This window comes from Sphingobacterium sp. lm-10 (assembly GCF_023554555.1).
GTDB lineage: Bacteria > Bacteroidota > Bacteroidia > Sphingobacteriales > Sphingobacteriaceae > Sphingobacterium.
Map to the genome: position 1 here is coordinate 654,978 of NZ_JAMJWC010000001.1, position 18,881 is coordinate 673,858.

Here is an 18,881-nt window from a genome sequence, read left to right on the forward strand (position 1 = left end):
AATTTTGCGGCTATAAGTTGTGATGTTTGCGATATCGTTCAAATGTTTGCCAGTATTTGTCTTTATAAATGTCGTAGCTGTACGTTAATTCACCCGAATACGCAGACAATGATTCGTAAATAAGCTTGGAACAGACTCTGAATTCCTTACTCACAAAATAAATCTCCCGAACGCCATCTCCCGTTTGTTGCCCAACATAGAGATACTGTGTTTCATCCTTTAATATCTCAGACAAAATTTCTTCTACGCTCGTTAAAGCGATCAGGATATCATCATCCGGAATACCATCAGCATGCGTAGATTGATATTCTAACGATACGCGAATGATGTAAGGTCGGGAAGGTTTGTTTTCCCACTCCAATAAGTGCGTATTCATATAGGCCACCAATGGTTGTCCACTGCTTATTTCTCCTTTATAAACAGAGAAACTGTCGGCATTGGGCACATTATAGTTGCTTTCGTATTCCTCGATAAACTCTTTCTTCCGCCAGGTCAAAAAGTCCTGAAGTCTTGTGATGGGAATTAAATCTTGATCTGCTGCTGGCTGTCCGATTACAGTAACACTATCAATTAAAGTGATGGATTGCAATTCTCCAAGATAATTGTCCAGAAAGATATAGATGCCGTTCGTAATAATTTCATCCGCACTTTCTACGTAGCCATCATATACGATCGATAAATCAATCTCGTCAGGATAAATAGCATCTTCATTCGCGTAGAAATGCAAATTGTCTTTCGTGAATACAAAATCGCCGACTTGTATGGAAGCATGCTCAATGGAGGTAGGCGGTTTGAGGGCGGTGAAAATCCAATTGGGCAGATCGGGGGCCATAGAAACGATATCTTCTGCAAAGACGATGTTTTTGATATTTCCGTCGGGCGTGAAAACCAACTCCGCTTTGTTTCCATACAGACCGGTCAAAAAATAGATGCCCGAATGTAACTTGGATAGGCGAGGAGCTAAGGATTTGAAAAAACCTTTTTCTACATTTCCATCCTTTACCGCTTTAAAAAAGCGCTCTTCATGCTTTACAAACCACTCCCAAAATTCGCTGATCTCCTGCGGACCTATAAGTACTTCTCTACCATCCTGCTTCATGACCAACTTTTTAAATAACTTCATCCCACCTAGGCGTTACCAAGCTAAATTAATAAAATCATGGGAATATTGTGCGTTACAGCCGACTATTTTACCAAGACGGCGTGGGATTACGAGATCATCTGAATCGCTAATGATTTTGTATCTTAGCGCGAAGTTCAGAAAATATAGTATACGAGTTAATGGCAAAGAAGAAAACAAACCCTACAACGACTCCACCCAAATTTGAAAGGCCGGTAGATGCCTATTTCTACCAAATGGATCAAGGATTACAGCGTGCTAAAGCGATCTACGCAGTAGGCGTATTCCTGACTTTTTTTAGTGTGATGGGCCTGATCTGGATGATCCCATTTCCACAGCTCGCATTTTTGGAACGCATGGAGGCGCATACTTTTTTGAATTGGGGATCTTTTTTTATCGCAATCGTGATCTATATTTACCTAAAGTTGGCGGCAACACTATCGTATGCGATGTTGTTTACCATCGGTGGCATGAGTTATTTTATCGTGCAGTTAGAGTATGTGGAGCGCGACCACGGTTTGGCAGCATGGATGGTGTTTGCTGTCCTTGCATTTATCGGATGCGGATTGTTGTACCTGCATTATGCAAAGGAGGAGTCAAGCAAAAAATCAGTGCCTTTTATACGCGTGCTTACCATAGGTCCAATTTGGTTATGGTCTAAAGTGTTTCAAAAACTGGGATGGCGCTATTAGATTAGCGCGAGCTCTGTTCAAAATAAGTACGCACACTTTCTTCGTCAAGCTGGATTTGAGCTTGCAACTCTTCCAGGCTCTCAAACCACTGATCATGTCTTACGAAGTGTACGAATCGTACCCGAAGGGTCTTCTTGTACAGGTCGTCTTTAAAATCTAATAAATTCACCTCAATCTTGCGACTCATATCATCTATAGTAGGCCGTGTGCCGATGTAGCACATTCCCTGGGCTACGCGTTCTGGCTGCGGCGAGATATAAGGGCCGGATTCTATAGATGGTACACGTGGATAGATTTCTACTTCCACGGCGTAGATACCATATGCAGGGATCAATTTATGACTTTCGTGCACATTGAGATTTGCGGTAGGAAAGCCGATGGTGCGTCCGATCTGATCGCCTTTTACCACTGTGCCTGTTAGTTCAAACGGATAGTCAAGGTATTTATTAGCGGTCTCAGTATCTCCTTTTATCAATGATTCGCGAATGCGCGTAGAAGACACGGCCACATCGTCGATATCCTGCTTAGGAATCTCACTCACCCGAAAGTCAAATATATTACAGTACTTCGTGAGCTCCTGAATATTTCCTGCCCGGTCTTTACCAAAGTGATGGTCGTATCCAATGATGATGGATTTGGTGCCGATTTTATCCACCAATACATTAGAAATGTATTCTTCTGGAGTTTGTATAGAAAAGTCTCTAGTGAATGGTGTAATGATCAAATGATCAATGCCGGCTAAGGCCAAACGATGTGTCTTTTCCTCAATATCATTAATCAGCCTTAGGCTGTCGTCATCTGGGTTGATAATGAGACGAGGATGCGGAAAGAAGGTTAGTAAAACGGTTTCTCCACCCGTACTTTTGGCGGTTTCTACTAGTTTACTTAAGATGCGTTGGTGCCCTACGTGTACACCGTCAAATGTACCAATGGTAACGACGGCGTTGGGCAACCGTTCGAATTCGTCTAGACTTCTATAGATTTTCACTGTTGAGTTCTTTTAATTAGCACTCTTCGTCTACAGACGTGCTTTAGTTATTGTTGATGCGATTTGATAGTTTGGATCAGATCCTGAAGGTTCCAGGCATCATTCACATGGAAATCCCCACTTTTCGTGCGGCGTAATGCGGATAAGTGACTTCCATTTTCCAATCTCTGACCAAAGTCATTCGCAATAGATCGTATATAGGTACCTTTCGTACATTTAATTTTGAAGTAAATCAATGGTAGCGCAATCTTCTCTACTTCAAAGCTATGTACGGTGATTTGCCGTGGTTTTAGCACGAAGGTTTCGCCACGCCTTGCTTTTTCGTAAACCCGTTCCCCATCAATTTTGATAGCAGAATGGGCAGGAGGATATTGATCCTGCTCTCCCACAAATGAAGCAGCAGTGCGGTAAATATCCTCTTCTGAAATGTGACTGATGTCAAATGTTTGATCAACAGCACTTTCTAAATCAAAAGTGGGTGTGGTAGCACCCAGCGTAATCGTGCCCGTATATTCTTTATCCTCTGCTTGGAAGTTATCAATCTGCTTGGTCATCTTGCCCGTGCAAATAATCAATAACCCCGTGGCTAAAGGATCCAGGGTACCCGCATGCCCGACCTTAACTTTTAAGGGTTTTATGGTATTGCGTAACTTACCTACGACGTCGAAACTGGTCCATTCGTACGGTTTGTCTACCAGCAAAAGCTGTCCTTCTGCAAACTGAAAAGGTGTTTTTTCTTCTGTACTCAACTCAGACATCATGTTTTACAGAATTTCAAGGCTATAACCACCAGCAATTAAAAGAATGATGATGGTACCCACCGCAATCCGATACCAACCGAAGGCCTTAAAGCCATATTTGGTTAGTATTCCGATAAAGGTTTTAATAGCGATGATAGCGACAAGGAAACCCACTACATTGCCCACAATTAATAAGTTTATCTCATCCGATGTAAACGCATGCCCATCTTTTAGGAATTTGTACAGTTTTACAACAGAAGCGCCCAACATCATCGGGATCGCTAAAAAGAAAGAGAACTCTGCGGCTGCTTTACGAGTGAGTTTCTGTGTCATACCACCAACAATGGTACTGGCGGATCTAGAGGTGCCAGGTATCAATGCAAGACATTGATACCAACCAATGATAAAGGCTTGTTTGTATGAAATTTCATCCGAATCGTCAGTCGTTGGTTTATTAAACCACTTATCTACAAAAAGTAGTATTACACCACCTACGACTAGCATAACAGCAACCATAAACGGGCTTTCTAGCAAATCATCAATCACGTCGCTGAATAACAATCCCAGAATGGAAGCCGGAATACCAGCCACTACTAATTTGAAATAAAAGTCGAATGACTTGAAAAAACGTTTCCAGTACAATACCAGAACAGAAAGGATGGTACCTAGCTGGATGACAATGGTAAAAAGCTTGACGAAAGGAGTTGGTTCGACGCCCATGAACGCGGTAGCGATAATCATGTGGCCAGTAGACGAAACGGGTAAAAACTCGGTAAGGCCTTCTATGATGGCCAAGATAATTACTTCAAAATAGGTCATTATCCTTCTTTGGATTTAGCGGATTTTGGTTTATATAAAATAGCTACAAAACCTAGTGCAAAGCCTAGTACAACTACGAATGGAGCTATCGTAATTTTTGTGAAGCTATAGATATCTTCCGTGCCTGTCATGAGGATAAATCCAATGGCTACGACTAGAATACTTGCCACAAATAGTTGATAGTTCTCTTTTTTGAAAACAAAAGAGGCTTTGCTGGTACTGCCAACCTTAGTGGTCGGTTGCTTTTTAACTTGCGCCATATTTCAGATATATTTTTGATGTATTGCGTATATTAACGATATAAACTAGCAGATTTCGCTTTCAGGTACTTCGTAACGGCAAAATAGGTGCTCGCACCGGAAATTAAAATACCTAAGATAACTACAGCCACGAAGATGAAGATGAATTCTAACCAATCGCGTAAGAAGACTAATTCGGGTATTTGCTGCTGTGCAAAATGCAATGTAAGAAGCAATAACAAAATCGCAATCAACGAGCCAATTAGACCATGTACGATGCCATAAAGGATATATGGTCTACGAATAAACCCTTTTGTGGCGCCGATAAGCTGCATACTCTTGATTAGAAAACGTTGGGAATAAATCGCCAAGCGAATGGTATTATTGATCAGCGCTACCGCAATAATTAATAAGATCACCGCAAAAGCCAATACCACAATGCCGATCACACGGATGTTTTGGTTTACCATATCGATCAGGTTTTCCTGATACACGATTTCATTGATGCGGCTATTGCGAGAAACTTGCGTAATGAAAGCTTGTATGCTGTCATTATTGGCGTACTCTTCATTCATGTACACATCAATAGAAGGTAGCAATGGGTTGTGACCCAGGTATTCTACAAAGTCTTCGCCTAAATCTTCTTTCAGGTTTTTTGCAGCGAGTTCTTTACTAATGTATTCTGTGCGTAATACATGTTTATTGCCATCCAAATCTTTTTGCAAAGCCAACACATCGCCTTCATTAACATTGTCATTCACAATGACATTAAGTACAATGTTTTCCTTTACGTAGCGAGATAAATTTTTGGCGTGAACCAAGATAAGCCCCAGCAGCCCCGTCATCAAAAGCACCAGTGCGATACTGATAACGGTGGATACATATACCGATTTAGTCTTTTTTCTGGAGGAGCCTTCTTCAATTATTGACATATGTTCTTGCGATCTTATATATACCCTGCGAAAGTAAACATTATTGCCGACTATAGAAATAGGCGTTAACATAAACTAACACTTTTCAATGGCCATTTTGGCTTTGTTGTCGCTATAATCTTTGAAAATCGCTATTTTCGCACTTGTTATTAGATCATTTTAGGATATGGATTACAATCATAAGGTCATTGAAAAGGGATGGCAAACTTTCTGGGCAGAAAACGGTACTTTTCGCACCAGCGAATCGACCGATAAGCCAAAGTATTATGTGCTAGACATGTTTCCTTACCCATCTGGAGCAGGACTACATGTGGGCCATCCACTTGGATATATTGCCTCCGATATCTTTGCACGTTTCAAAAGGTTGAAGGGCTTCAATGTATTGCATCCTATGGGGTATGATTCTTTTGGCTTGCCTGCAGAACAATATGCTATCCAAACTGGCCAGCATCCTGCTATTACGACTGAAGTGAATATCGATCGCTATCGGGAACAATTGGACAATATTGGTTTTTCCTTTGATTGGTCTAGAGAAGTGCGTACTTCTGATCCGGCGTATTATAAATGGACGCAATGGATTTTTATGCAACTTTTCCATGCTTGGTATAATAAGGATGCGGATAAAGCAGAGTCAATAGATACTTTAATAGAGAAATTTCAAACCACTGGAAGTATTGGTGTTAATGCTTCTTGTGATGAAGACGTGGCTACATTCACCGCAGAGGAATGGGCCGCATACACGCCGGAAGCCCAATTGGAAGAATTGTTGAAATATCGCTTGGCATATCTTCGCGAGAGCACCGTAAACTGGTGTGCGGCATTGGGTACCGTATTAGCTAACGATGAGGTGATCAATGGCGTTTCCGAACGTGGAGGTTATCCAGTCGAGCAGAAAAAAATGATGCAATGGTCTATGCGTATCACGGCGTACGCAGAACGATTGCTTACCGGATTGGATACCGTAGATTGGCCAGAACCATTGGTAGAGATGCAGCGCAATTGGATTGGGAAATCAGTGGGTGCTACGGTGCGTTTTCCGTTGCCACAATTGGATACACATATCGAAGTATTTACCACACGCGTGGATACGGTATACGGCGTCACTTTCGTCGTTTTGGCGCCAGAGCACGAGTTAGTAACTACTTTAACTACAGATGAACAAAGACCTATAGTTCAAGAATATATAGATAAAACGGCTAAAAAATCCGAGCTGGATCGTATGGCCGACGTGAAAGCCGTTTCTGGCGCCTTTACCGGTTCGTATGCCAAACATCCGCTGACGGGCGAGGATGTACAAATCTGGATTGCTGATTACGTATTGGCAGGATATGGAACAGGAGCGGTGATGGCGGTACCTTCCGGTGATCAGCGCGACTATCTTTTTGCCAAGCACTTCGATCTGACGATTGTGCCCATTTCGGATTCCCAAGATATCAGCGAAGCAGCCGATCCAAATAAAGATGGCTTGTATATCAATTCCGATCTGATCGATGGTTTGAATTATACACAGGCGGTCCCTGTTGTGATTGATATGTTGGAATCCTTGGAATTAGGCAAGGCCAAAATCAATTACCGCATGCGCGATGCAATCTTTGGTCGGCAGCGTTACTGGGGTGAGCCGGTGCCAATCTATTTTAAAGAAGGTTTGCCTTACTTGATTGATAAAGAAGAGTTACCGCTATTGTTACCGGAAGTAGATAAGTACTTACCAACGGAGACAGGTGAACCACCATTGGGTCGCGCGGTGGACTGGAAATATCAGGATTGTTGCGTGTACGAATTGAGTACCATGCCAGGTTGGGCGGGTTCTTCTTGGTACTGGTTCCGCTACATGGACCCACATAATCCGAATACCTTTGCATCCAGAGATGCTATCGATTATTGGAAATCGGTTGATTTATATATTGGTGGTTCTGAGCATGCTACCGGTCACTTGCTCTACTCTAGGTTCTGGAATAAATTCCTGAAAGATTGGGGTTGCCAGGGTGAGGAAGAGCCGTTCAAAAAACTGATTAACCAAGGGATGATCCAGGGAACTTCGGCAGTTATTCACCGTATAAAGTATAATGATATCGACGGAAAATCATTTTTTCCAATATTTATCACAAATGATGAATATGGATTAAACTTTGATCCAAAGGATTCAAAAGAACTTCATGATTATTTATCAGCTAAACTTAAACAGTCTGATTGGGAAAGGCAAAAACACGATTTTACGCTATATATCCCGTCAACTTTTGATGATAAATTTGATTTTGTTCATTCAGAAGTACATGTAAACGTTAATTTGGTTAATAATAGTTTTCTCGATGTAGAGGCGGCAAAGATTAGATACGCAGATTTTAAAGATGCGTTTTTTATCTATTCGAATAAAAGATTTCAAGTTTTGCATGTAGCGGAGAAAATGTCTAAGCGCTATGAGAATGTTGTGAATCCTGATGACATAGTAGAACAATATGGTGCCGACACCCTGCGTTTGTACGAGATGTTCTTAGGGCCTTTAGAGCAATCAAAACCATGGAATACGAATGGAATAGAGGGCGTTTACAAGTTTCTTAAGAAATTGTGGCGCTTGTTTCATGATGCGGAAGGGAATTTCCATATCTCCAACGAGGAGCCAACTAAAGCAGAGTACAAGGCGCTGCATAAGATTATCAAAAAGGTAGAAGATGATATCGAACGTTTTTCCTTTAACACGTCGGTGTCCGCATTTATGATCTGTGTGAATGAATTAACGGAGCTTAAATGTAACAAGATCAAGATCCTTCAGGATTTGGTTATTGTATTGCAGCCTTATGCACCGCATATTGCGGAAGAACTGTGGTGTTTGATGGGCCAGCAAAAAGGAACGCTGTCTTATGCTACTTATCCAGAGTTTAACCCAGATTACTTAATTGAGTCGGAGTTTGCTTATCCGGTTTCCATCAATGGGAAAACCCGCTTGAACATGCCATTGTCTTTGGATCTGGAGGCGAAAGCGGTAGAAGAATTAGTATTAGCTAATGAAGACGTTCGACGTTATATTGATGGTAAAGCAATTCGTAAGATAATCTTTGTAAAGGGCAAGATTATCAATATAGTGGTATAATTGGTTTACTTATACAGAAGCGGCGCCGGATTCATTCCGGCGCCGTTTTTTGTTTTATTGTATGAAGGTGATCAGAATGGGCAAATGACCTATATGTCGTTCAAAGATTGCCACAGCCTCGTTCCTCGGCTTTGCAAGGACTCGGTTTTCCGAATTCGTGTCATTTCTTTCTAAATGTCGTCATCGCGCGGAGGTACGACAAAGCGATCTAATACCGTTTACGATGATCTTATTAAAGATTGACATGTGAGTAAAGTTCAAACATCGCCATAGCCTTATATCTCGATTTCGCCACGATGAGATATTTACTCATCCGTTTCGGGTGCTTGCTCCAACATACCTTTTAAATAGATCTCCTGAATTAAAACCATAATGACCACGAGGATTGGCGTGGCAAATAGGATACCCCAAGCTCCCGAAATGCTACCCATCAACAATTGAAAGAATAGTACCAACGCCGGTGGCAGCGAGAGCATTTTCTTTCTGACAAAGGGTCCGAATATACCGGATTCCAATAATTGGATAAGTAGGAATAACCCAACAAGCCATAATGCCATTTCAGGCCCATCCATCAAGCCGATGAGCGTAGCAGGTATAAGCGCTAACGTCGGACCTATGTTTGGAATAAAGGTCAATGTACCTCCAATGATCGCTAGGATCAACCAGAGTTCTGCTCCGAGAATTAGTGCGCCGATGGCCGTTAATGTAAACACGAATGCCATTTCCAGCATCTGAGCCTTCAGCCATACTTTCAGATCGTTCCCCATTTTACTTAAAATATGGTCTGCTTTCGGCTTATAGCGCTTAGGTACTAAGGTCACGATGCCATTTTTATATTCTTTGGGCGATATCATCATGAATAGCCCCAGAAAGATAACGGCATAAAGATCTCCGAAAAATCCAAAGGTGGATTTAAAAAAACTGCCAGCATGTTGCATGACTTGATCTCCATTTTCTTCCATGGAAGGAGTTAGTTCTTTGACTCTGTCGCCCCAGCTCGTATCTTCTAGATAAGATTCAACACTTTTTACCGTCTTTGGAATACCATCTTTGAATTGTTCATATTGCTGTGCCATGGTATTCCCAATAAGATAGGTTACTCCAGAGATGAATCCAAAAACCAGAAAGAATGCCAAGGTAAGTGTTACGCCCTTGTGCCATCCCGTCCAGCCGTGAATACGATTTGATATTGCTTGAAAAAAGATAGAGAGCAAGAGACCTCCAAAAAGCAGCAACAGTATGCTAAACGTTTTCACAAACAGTGAAGCAAATAAGACGAACAGTAAGACTACAAAAGATATCAGCGCCGTTTTGCGCATGATCGACATTTTCTCGGTTTTTTCCATATTATAGGTTACAACAACGTTTTACCAAAAACGTTTGGTTATTTGACACAGTGGAAAGTTTATTTTTCTGTAGTACTTAATACTACTAAAGACCGCTGTTGAGCGGTCTTTAGTACATGGATGTATGAAATTAATTCTTCTACCTTGGTTGTGAATGGAGTATCAGGGAGAAAAGAAGCTTTTAACCCTCCAATTCCATGATTTCCTCGGCCAGTTGTTCCCAGTCTGCCTGTAATTTTTCCCAAGCTGCTTTCGAGGAATTATATTCTCTAGTAGCTGTTTTTAGTTTCTCGGCGTCAGAGAAAACTTCCTCAGTAGCCAGATCTGCTTCCAATCGAGTTACCTCTCTTTCAGCGGTCGCTATCTGAGCTTCCAATTGCCCTAGTTCCTTGTTTTTCTTCAGCAATTGCACTTTGGAGTCGTCTGTAAGCACCGCTTTCGGTTTCTTTTCTACCTTTGGTTTCTCTTCTTTCTTCTCTGCCTGGTTAGGTTTTACGGCACGCTTGCTATTCCAAACCTCGTATTCCTGATAGGTTCCCGGGTATCCTTTAATGTCCTTATCTTCGATATACCAGATTTTGTTGGCCACGTGATCTAAGAAGTACCGATCATGGGAAACGACAATCAAGGTGCCTTCATATTGTTGTAAAGCCTGAATCAGGATGTTCACAGAAGCCATATCTAAGTGATTGGTTGGTTCATCCAGCACCAAGAAGTTGGCATCAGCAGTCAAAGCCTTCGCTAGGGCCACACGAGATTTTTCGCCTCCAGATAGTACTTTGATCTTTTTAAACACATCGTCTCCTGTAAAGAGAAAACAGCCTAAGATGGATCGAATCTCTGTTTCGGAATGTTTGGGTGCAAAGTTCTGCAATTCCTGCAAGATCGAGTTTTCCAGATGCAATGCCTCCAGCTGATGCTGCGCGAAGAATGTTTGCGATACATTATGTCCCTTTACGCTAGTACCCGTAAATTCCGAATCATCGTCGGCCACAATGCGTAGCAGCGTAGACTTTCCTTTACCATTGGCACCGATCAACGCAATTTTATCCCCTTTTTCAATCAGTCCATCTGCATGGCGCAGAATCTCAATATTCGGATAGCTTTTTGAGATGTTTTCTAAAGTGACTACGTGTCTACCAGAGGGCTTGGAAAATTTGAAGCTGAAGTTTACCTCTGGATTATCGTCGTCTACGTCGGAAATTTTTTCCATCCGATCTAATGCTTTGATACGGGATTGTACCATCTTCGCTTTAGATGCTTTAGAACGGAAACGTTCGATTAGCTTTTCCTCTTGTTTTATTTTGGCCTGTTGATTCTTAAATTGGTTGCCCTGCAATTCCTCGCGCAGCGATTTCTCTTCCAAATAAAAAGAATAGTTGCCCGCGTATAAGGTCAATTTGCCTTTGCGAGATTCTACGGTTTTGTTGATAATTCTATCTAGAAAATAGCGGTCGTGAGAAACAATGATAATAGCACCTTCAAAAGCACCCAAATAATTTTCCAGCCACTTGATAGAAGGTAAGTCCATGTGATTGGTAGGCTCATCTAGCAACAGAATATCGGGGGTTTGGAGCAGGATACGAGCTAGCATGACACGCATACGCCATCCACCCGAAAACGTAGCCAAAGGGCGTTTTTGTTCTTCTTCGGAGAATCCCAAGCCAGCTAAAATCTCATTAGCCCGGAATTCGATGTTATAGCCATCCAGCGCCTCGAATTCCATTTGTTTGTCGCTCAATTTGTTCAGAATATCGTCCGAGTAATCGGTCTCCAACTTCTTTAACAAATTTTCTATCTCGCCTTGGAGCTGATTTTGGCGCTCGAAGGCCTCCATCGCTACTTGTACAATGTTTTTTTCGGAATGGTAGGACAACAAGTCCTGATTGAGATAGCCTATCTTTAGGTCTTTAGCCATGGAGATAGTACCTGTGGTGGGAGCGTACTCGCCTACGATAATCTTTAATAGCGTAGATTTTCCTGTTCCGTTGGCACCGATCAGTCCGACTTTGTCGCCTGGCTTTATATGCCAGTTTGCATCGTCATATAAAGCCCTTGCGCCTATTTCAAAAGTTAAATTATTAATTGAGATCATTTCCGCAAAAGTAGTGAATATTTCTGCTTCTTTGGCTAAATTTGCGGTACTATGTACAAACTTGTCAAACCATTCTTTTTTAAAATGGACCCGGAATCTGCCCATCATATGGTCACCAATGGGCTTACTAAAGTGTCTAAAATCTGGGGTTCAAAAGCGCTATTAAAGGCTTCTTATGCAGTGGAAGATCCTCGTTTGGAACGTGAAGTGTTTGGTTTGAAATTCAAAAACCCAGTTGGCCTTGCCGCAGGATTCGACAAAAATGGGTCTTACATAGCCGAAATGGCTTCTTTTGGATTCGGATTTATCGAAATTGGAACGGTGACCCCGAGACCTCAACCTGGCAATGATAAACCCCGCATGTTTCGCCTTATTCCAGATGGGGCAATCATTAATCGGATGGGTTTTAACAACCAAGGCGCCGATGTAGCTGCGGGTCGACTCAAATATCTCAAAAACAAAGGTGATTTAATAATAGGAGGGAATATCGGTAAAAACAAGCTGACGCCTAATGAGCAAGCGGTAGACGATTATCTATATTGCTTTCACGCGCTTCATCTTTATGTCGATTATTTTGTAGTCAATGTTAGTTCCCCGAACACGCCTGGTTTACGTGAGTTGCAGGAGAAAGAGCCGTTGATGCATATTTTAAACACTCTGCAAGCTGCTAATTTGCAGAAGGATAGGAGCAAGCCAATTCTGTTAAAAATTGCACCCGATCTGACCGACAGTCAGCTAGATGATATCGTCGAAATCGTGCAGGAAACTAATATTGCTGGTGTTATTGCTACGAATACGACTATTTCTCGCGATGGTTTGAAGAGCGATGCCCGCCTAGTACAGGAAGTTGGCGGCGTTAGTGGGAAACCGCTCACGAAACGTTCCACAGAGGTAATTCGCTATTTGGTTCAAAAATCTGGCAATTCTTTTCCGGTGATTGGTGTGGGTGGTATTCATTCGGCAGCTGATGCACAAGAAAAATTGGAGGCAGGCGCAGCCTTAATTCAGTTGTATACTGGTTTTATATACGAAGGACCGGGATTGGTGAGCAAAATCTGCAAAGCCCTGCTCAAAAAATAATTTATTCGCTGTGCTCAAAATTGCTTTTCACCCAGCCTATGTGCATCCTGTACCAGACAATCATCGGTTTCCAATGGCAAAGTACGAGCTGATTCCAGAGCAATTGATGCATGAGGGTTTGGCAGGGCACGAGAATTTTTTTGAGCCGGTGATGGCTGATCGGGAAACGCTTTGTTTGGCACATGATCCTCATTATGTGGATCAGCTTCTCGATCTCACGTTGGACCCTAAGATGGTGCGTCGCATTGGCTTAGCCTTATCCGAATCCTTAATTATCCGCGAACGACTATTAGTAGATGGTACTATAAAAGCCTGTCATTACGCACAACAGTACGGCGTGGCATTCAACGGGGCTGGTGGTACACATCACGCGGGGCGTGATTATGGAGAAGGATTTTGCCTGCTCAATGACCAGGCAGTGGCTGCAGCTTATCTTCTTAGTAATCAAAAGGCTAAGCGGATCTTGATGGTAGATCTGGATGTGCACCAAGGAAATGGTACAGCACATATTTTTCGAGATCATCCCGATATTTTTACTTTCTCGATGCACGGAGAGAAGAATTATCCTTTTGTTAAGGAGCAATCGCATAAAGACCTCGGATTGGAAGACGGGATCGGGGATGGCGACTACTTAACTGAGTTAGAAAAGCATCTGGTTCCGGTTTTCGAGCAGGTAAAGCCTGATTTTGTCTTTTATCAAGCAGGTGTAGATGTGCTAGCCACCGATAAACTCGGGAAGCTGGGACTCAGCCTAGATGGTTGTCGAAGGCGAGATGAGATCGTGTTTCAATTGTGCCGCGCCTATCAGGCTCCTGTGCAGGTGAGTATGGGTGGTGGATATTCAACCGTTTTGCGCCATATCGTAGATGCGCATGTCAGTACATATCGTACTGCAATCCAGCTGTATGCATTATAATAATTTTTAAATTTCAACAAATATGTTTTTCCATCAGGACGCTACGTTCGAACAATTATCTATACACCGTGTGGGCAATAAAGCTCGGGACGAATATTTTGTGTTATCAGAGAAACCCATCGATCTTAGTCAGGACGAGGTGTTGCCGGATTTGCTGATGCAATATTTTATGAAGCCTTTCGCCAAGGCGAAGGAGGTGTATCGGTTCTTTCATTCCAATGAGGATCTGCAGCTTAATGAAGTGTATCACTTTGCACACGCCTTTTTCGAAGGAAAAATGCCCTTTCATGAATTCTCCGAACAGGTGACGAAGCACCTGTATGAGGTGTCGGCACATCCGAATATCAAATCAGGAGAATTATACGTGGTGGCGTTAGAAAATGTGCAGATGGAAGGGGAGGAAGGTCAAGCCGTCGGTATTTTTAAGTCGGAAAATAAAGAAGCTTACCTGAAGGTATATCCTGAACAGGGTGGATTTGGATTGGATTATGAGCAGGAAGCCATCAATATCAATAAGTTGGATAAGGGCGTGGTGATTGTGAAAGCAGACGCAGAAGAAGGCTATAAGGTATTGGTCACAGATCAAACCAATGGATCGGACGCGGTCTATTGGAAAGATGATTTTCTGCAATTGCGCGTGCGTGATGACAATTTCCAACAGACGGGTAACTTTCTTAAGGTGTACAAAAACTTCGTAAACGAGAAGATTGATGAGGTGTTTGAAATGGATAAGGCTGAAAAGATTGATTTGCTCAACAGATCGATGAATTATTTTAAAGCACACGATACGTTCGAGGAAGAGGAGTTTTCGGGAGAGGTGCTGGGCAACTCGGAGGCGATCTCCTTATTCAAGGACTATCGGCAACAGGTAGGTGAGGAATTGGACATGCCTTTCCAGGCTAATTTTGATATCGCTGCCGGAGCAGTTAAAAAAATGGCTTCCGACTATAAATCTGTATTGAAATTGGATAAAAATTTCCATATTTACATTCACGGTAAACGCGACTACATCGAAAGAGGGTACGACGATGACCGGAGTATGAATTACTATAAACTGTATTTCGACAATGAGCAATAGCTTATGCGGCTAGCAAGATTAAAACACAGACCCTACTATTGGATCCTCGGGATTTGCTTTGCGTTGAGCATAGTCGGTTTTATCTTTGTGCAAGATCCCGCGCGTGTGGAATGGTATTATGCTCGTCACTTTTATCCGGTTTATACCTATCTACCTACTATCTTGTTTAGTTGGCTTCCTTTTAGTCTGGGAGATCTATTTTATGTTTTTGCTTCTGTAAGTTTAATCTTTTTATTAGGTAAAGGCATTACCTGCTTGTTGAGGCGGCATTGGAATCGCGCTATACTTATAGGTCTTAAACTTGTTACTGCCTTATTTTTGCTGCATCACCTTTTTTATCTCAGCTGGGGACTGCATTACTATCGGGAACCTTTAGCTAAGAAGTATAATTTGAATGTCGAGAATATCCGAATGGAGGATTATAAATTGGTATTGGATAGCATCATTGGCAGGGCTAATAACTTGCGACAACAGATCGATTTGTCAGCAATGCGTACGTCGCGAAATGTAGAGCAGTTAGAGCGTATCATGGCTACCGATAGCACGTTCGATGCCATGCTGAGCAAAAAGCATATCCGTGCGAAACGACCTATATCCAGTACTTTGGTTTCTTATTTTACGGTAAATGGTTACTTTAATCCGTTCACGCACGAAGTGCAGGTCAATGCGCTGATTCCTTGGTCAAGTTTCCCGTTTACCGTCGCGCACGAGCTGTCGCACCAAATGGGAATTGGATTTGAAGATGAGTGCAATTTCATTGCGTATCAGGTGCTGGCATCACATCCTAATCCCTGGTATGCTTACAGTGCGCATTATGCAGCCATCCAATCTTTACTCGGTGCTATACGATATACGCATCCCGAAGTATTTCAAAAATACTTCAATAGATTGGATCCTCGCATCGTAGAAGATTTGAGAGTAGAACGGGAGTTTTGGTCCCGCTATACGGGTCCGGTAGATTATATTTCTGGAATAATTTATAACCAATACCTACAGCACAACAATCAGCCGGAAGGTACCCAGCGCTACGGTATGATGAATAGATTAATCGTTGCCTGGCAGAAAAGTAGGGGATTCTGAATCTAGCGGGTTACAATCATCAAGATCATAAATGGTATATTTTTCGGATTTGCTTTAGGATGAATGGAATTTCCAGTTACGAGGACTCAGAATAAAGCTTTTATTGAATTAAACCGTTCTAAATGCAACACCTCCAAAAAACAAACTTTTTCTGGAGGTGTTGCATTTTAAAAAATTCACCTTTGAAGAATGCAATTACTTTGAAATGTTCAACACTTTATCACCGGCCGGCATTCTCAAAAATCTCTCCACGTCAGGATGCTGTTTTGCCAATATCTCGTATTCTTTTTCGAGCATGTATTTCACCATTATTCCTACAGTAATATCACGTTCTAAAAAGTTGAAATCTGGTTCCATTGGTCCTGATATCTCTGGGGCATCATCGGGGAATATAGGCTGATATGTATACCCCTGTAATCTGAAGTAAATCGCGTCATTCGTATTTCCAGCTCCGATGCCTAGACCGCTTGGTCCGTACTGAAACCCGACGTTTCCAATTCCGGCTCTAGTGGATAATCTAATATATTTTCCATACGTCAATTGATCGTAATTATTTAGTTCTATCCAGCACGGTGCACAGTTTTCCGAATCGATCTTATGTGGATCGTAAATTTGAGAAGGCAAATCTCTAAGCAATCCAAAAACTCCACCGTAGCTTACATAAACACCAAGTATCGTAGAACTATTGAGATAAGGCATGTTGTAAGATTCTGACTCCAGATGTACATCAGGATGGGTCTCTCGATAAGTTTGACCAATAGGATACTTATTAAACTTTACCTGAACCTTATACGATTTTACGCCATAGTACTCATCGTTTCTTAAGCTAATACCATTGCCCCATCCATCAGCAGATTTTGGACCAAATAGGACTAGTGTTTCTGTGTTTATGTAGAAGTCTCCGTTCTTGCCTAAATTATCCTGTGGAACTCCAAATCCATTCAACACCGTCGCTCCATCTTTTCCATTGATGCCATCTTTCCCGTTTGTACCATCTTTCCCATCCGTAGCCTTAAGTTTAAAACCTATGCCCCATCCACTTTCTGCTTTCGGTCCAAATAGCAATCCACTATTCATATTAATATAAAAGTCACCAATAGCACCTGTTGCATTTGTCGGATCTGCACTACCGCTATAAATTTTTGTTCCATCGGCACCATCAACTCCACTTGTTCCGTCGATGCCATCTTCGCCAGGGCTACCGTCTTTGGCGCATGACTGGACGTTTAAAACCACCATCATGCAAGCTAGTATATATACTAGCACTCTTAATTTTTCCATACGCTATTTTGCTGTTAACAATTTTTTCCCAAATATAGGGATATTGAAGCATATAGTGGGTTGGTTTTTAACTCAATGGCAGGCATATTCCTTCAGGATAGAAATTTTAGGCGTAACCTAATTGATGGCTGGATAATGGTGTGCCGTTTGGTAAAGCCTTCGACCTAAAATGTAATTAATAACCTAAATACAATCCGCTTGCTTTCTTGTTAATCTTGTTAAGGAAAATTCCTAATCCGTAACCAAATATAACGGTTATAACGGTCAATAATATAGAAGATATCGCATCCTGAGGAATGTGTTCACCGGTAATACGATGAAACGAAAACCTTAATAGAAATAGGATTAGCATGTGTGAGAAGTATATCCCGAATGACATTTCTCCGAGTTTCACTAAAAAATTATTAAAACCGAAAGTATGTCTAATCGAAAATAACCATAGGATTATACTAATTGAGTATAAAAAAGAAGATATTTTAACAGCACTAACAGCACTGACAACATCGCCATATTTGGCAATTATGTACATAGACGCAATTACTGATAATCCCAAAGTGAAAATACTTATTACTGGGAGGTACTTTTTTAGTTGAGAGATCTTGTGACTAGATAAATAAACGCCTAATACTGGAAAACAAAGCCACGTAGTAAAGGCTCCACCATACATGTAGAGCGGCAAATAAATCTTGTGTACATATCTTAGATATTGTATAAACAAGCAGGAGAGGAAGCTGATAAGAACTGACAGGACGAGCCCTCTAAAATTACTTCCCAATATCCTCAACAATGGCTGAAGCACATAGTATTGACAAATAAGCAAAATGAAGTAAAACGGAACAGCCGCTTGAAATCTAGTGAATGATTTAACTATTGCGCCAATGGGTTGACCGGTGTACAACGAATGAGCGCTGTAAATTACGCTCCATATGAGGAAAGGCAAAAGGACTCTTGGCAGTCTCTTCCACAAGAAACTAAAATACTCATTAGTGTTGCCAATGCTTTTGTTAGCCATGAAATAGCCTGAAAGTACCAAAAATAGGGGAACAGCGAAATTTACAGTCTGTCGCGAAAGAACATTCGAAACGGTTTGGAAAGTGATTTCGGTACTCGCTCCTGAGAAGCTATAGGCGTGAATATAAATTACAAAAATAATTGCTATACCCCTCAGTATATCGAAACTGTAATCTCGCTTTACCATTCTTTAGTTAGTTTTCCTGCGAATATATGGATAAAATACATGTATTGATATTAAAAAATTACAAGTACGTATCCCTGTAAAAGAGAAAGCAGCTGCTTGCAATTGCAGATGATTTAAATATTGATCAAGGTGATTTGACTGCAAAGGTTTGGATTTTAAAGGCGCCTTTCTAGGAACGACTTTCATTGG

At 41.7% G+C, this 18,881-nt stretch carries 16 protein-coding genes; 6 read left to right on the plus strand and 10 right to left on the minus strand.

Annotation, left to right across the window (positions count from 1 at the left end; genetic code table 11):
• Positions 1-10: 10 nt before the first annotated feature.
• Positions 11-1,123, minus strand: coding sequence for a DUF695 domain-containing protein (locus M8998_RS02530; protein ID WP_249990421.1), 1,113 nt, complete (start codon positions 1,121-1,123; stop codon positions 11-13).
• A gap of 158 nt (positions 1,124-1,281) precedes the next feature.
• On the opposite strand from M8998_RS02530, the gene M8998_RS02535 reads away from it, so the two are divergent.
• Positions 1,282-1,812, plus strand: coding sequence for a DUF962 domain-containing protein (locus tag M8998_RS02535; protein WP_249990422.1), 531 nt, complete (start codon positions 1,282-1,284; stop codon positions 1,810-1,812).
• A 1-nt stretch (position 1,813) separates the two neighbouring features.
• Here the strand turns inward: M8998_RS02535 and M8998_RS02540 are convergent, their stop codons facing one another.
• Genes M8998_RS02540 through M8998_RS02560 form a run of 5 tightly spaced genes read right to left on the minus strand, consistent with a single transcriptional unit; the run spans position 1,814 to position 5,530 of the window.
• Entirely contained in the window at positions 1,814-2,800 is a 987-nt protein-coding gene (locus M8998_RS02540; protein WP_249990423.1) for a bifunctional riboflavin kinase/FAD synthetase, read from the minus strand.
• A 47-nt stretch (positions 2,801-2,847) separates the two neighbouring features.
• Positions 2,848-3,558: a tRNA pseudouridine(55) synthase TruB gene (truB, locus tag M8998_RS02545; protein WP_249992420.1), complete on the minus strand. Its 711-nt coding sequence runs from the start codon at positions 3,556-3,558 to the stop codon at positions 2,848-2,850.
• A 6-nt stretch (positions 3,559-3,564) separates the two neighbouring features.
• Complete coding sequence (locus M8998_RS02550) at positions 3,565-4,359, minus strand: undecaprenyl-diphosphate phosphatase (protein ID WP_249990424.1); 795 nt, start codon at positions 4,357-4,359, stop codon at positions 3,565-3,567.
• Positions 4,359-4,619: a DUF3098 domain-containing protein gene (locus M8998_RS02555; protein WP_249990425.1), complete on the minus strand. Its 261-nt coding sequence runs from the start codon at positions 4,617-4,619 to the stop codon at positions 4,359-4,361. Before M8998_RS02555 ends, M8998_RS02550 begins: the two co-directional genes overlap by 1 nt.
• 32 nt (positions 4,620-4,651) lie before the next feature.
• Positions 4,652-5,530: a cell division protein FtsX gene (locus tag M8998_RS02560; protein WP_249990426.1), complete on the minus strand. Its 879-nt coding sequence runs from the start codon at positions 5,528-5,530 to the stop codon at positions 4,652-4,654.
• A 166-nt stretch (positions 5,531-5,696) separates the two neighbouring features.
• On the opposite strand from M8998_RS02560, the gene M8998_RS02565 reads away from it, so the two are divergent.
• Positions 5,697-8,618: a leucine--tRNA ligase gene (locus tag M8998_RS02565; protein ID WP_249990427.1), complete on the plus strand. Its 2,922-nt coding sequence runs from the start codon at positions 5,697-5,699 to the stop codon at positions 8,616-8,618.
• A 305-nt stretch (positions 8,619-8,923) separates the two neighbouring features.
• On the opposite strand, the gene M8998_RS02570 is transcribed toward M8998_RS02565, so the two are convergent.
• Together M8998_RS02570 and M8998_RS02575 are read right to left on the minus strand one after the other, a co-directional pair.
• Positions 8,924-9,964, minus strand: a complete 1,041-nt coding sequence (locus tag M8998_RS02570) for an AI-2E family transporter (RefSeq protein ID WP_249990428.1) — start codon at positions 9,962-9,964, stop codon at positions 8,924-8,926.
• A 181-nt stretch (positions 9,965-10,145) separates the two neighbouring features.
• On the minus strand, positions 10,146-12,059 hold the full coding sequence (locus tag M8998_RS02575) for an ABC-F family ATP-binding cassette domain-containing protein (RefSeq protein ID WP_249992421.1): 1,914 nt from the start codon (positions 12,057-12,059) through the stop codon (positions 10,146-10,148).
• A gap of 51 nt (positions 12,060-12,110) precedes the next feature.
• Here M8998_RS02575 and M8998_RS02580 point away from each other — a divergent pair, with 51 nt between their 5' ends.
• The 4 genes from M8998_RS02580 to M8998_RS02595 all read left to right on the plus strand — a co-directional run bounded on the left by M8998_RS02580 (position 12,111) and on the right by M8998_RS02595 (position 16,213).
• A complete protein-coding gene (locus M8998_RS02580; RefSeq protein WP_249990429.1) occupies positions 12,111-13,139 on the plus strand; it encodes a quinone-dependent dihydroorotate dehydrogenase in 1,029 nt (342 codons plus the stop codon).
• 73 nt (positions 13,140-13,212) lie between these two features.
• Entirely contained in the window at positions 13,213-14,055 is an 843-nt protein-coding gene (locus M8998_RS02585; RefSeq protein WP_249990430.1) for a histone deacetylase family protein, read from the plus strand.
• A 22-nt stretch (positions 14,056-14,077) separates the two neighbouring features.
• Positions 14,078-15,133 (plus strand): nucleoid-associated protein, encoded by a 1,056-nt coding sequence (locus tag M8998_RS02590; RefSeq protein ID WP_249990431.1) that lies wholly within the window; start codon positions 14,078-14,080, stop codon positions 15,131-15,133.
• 3 nt (positions 15,134-15,136) lie between these two features.
• A complete protein-coding gene (locus M8998_RS02595; RefSeq protein ID WP_249990432.1) occupies positions 15,137-16,213 on the plus strand; it encodes a DUF3810 domain-containing protein in 1,077 nt (358 codons plus the stop codon).
• Positions 16,214-16,408: 195 nt separating this feature from the next.
• Here M8998_RS02595 and M8998_RS02600 read toward each other — a convergent pair whose 3' ends face one another.
• Positions 16,409-17,455 carry a collagen-like domain-containing protein gene (locus M8998_RS02600; RefSeq protein ID WP_249990433.1) on the minus strand — a complete coding sequence of 349 codons (1,047 nt, stop codon included), beginning with the start codon at positions 17,453-17,455 and terminating at the stop codon, positions 16,409-16,411.
• A gap of 214 nt (positions 17,456-17,669) precedes the next feature.
• Entirely contained in the window at positions 17,670-18,692 is a 1,023-nt protein-coding gene (locus M8998_RS16330; protein WP_502957352.1) for an acyltransferase, read from the minus strand.
• Positions 18,693-18,881: the final 189 nt, after the last annotated feature.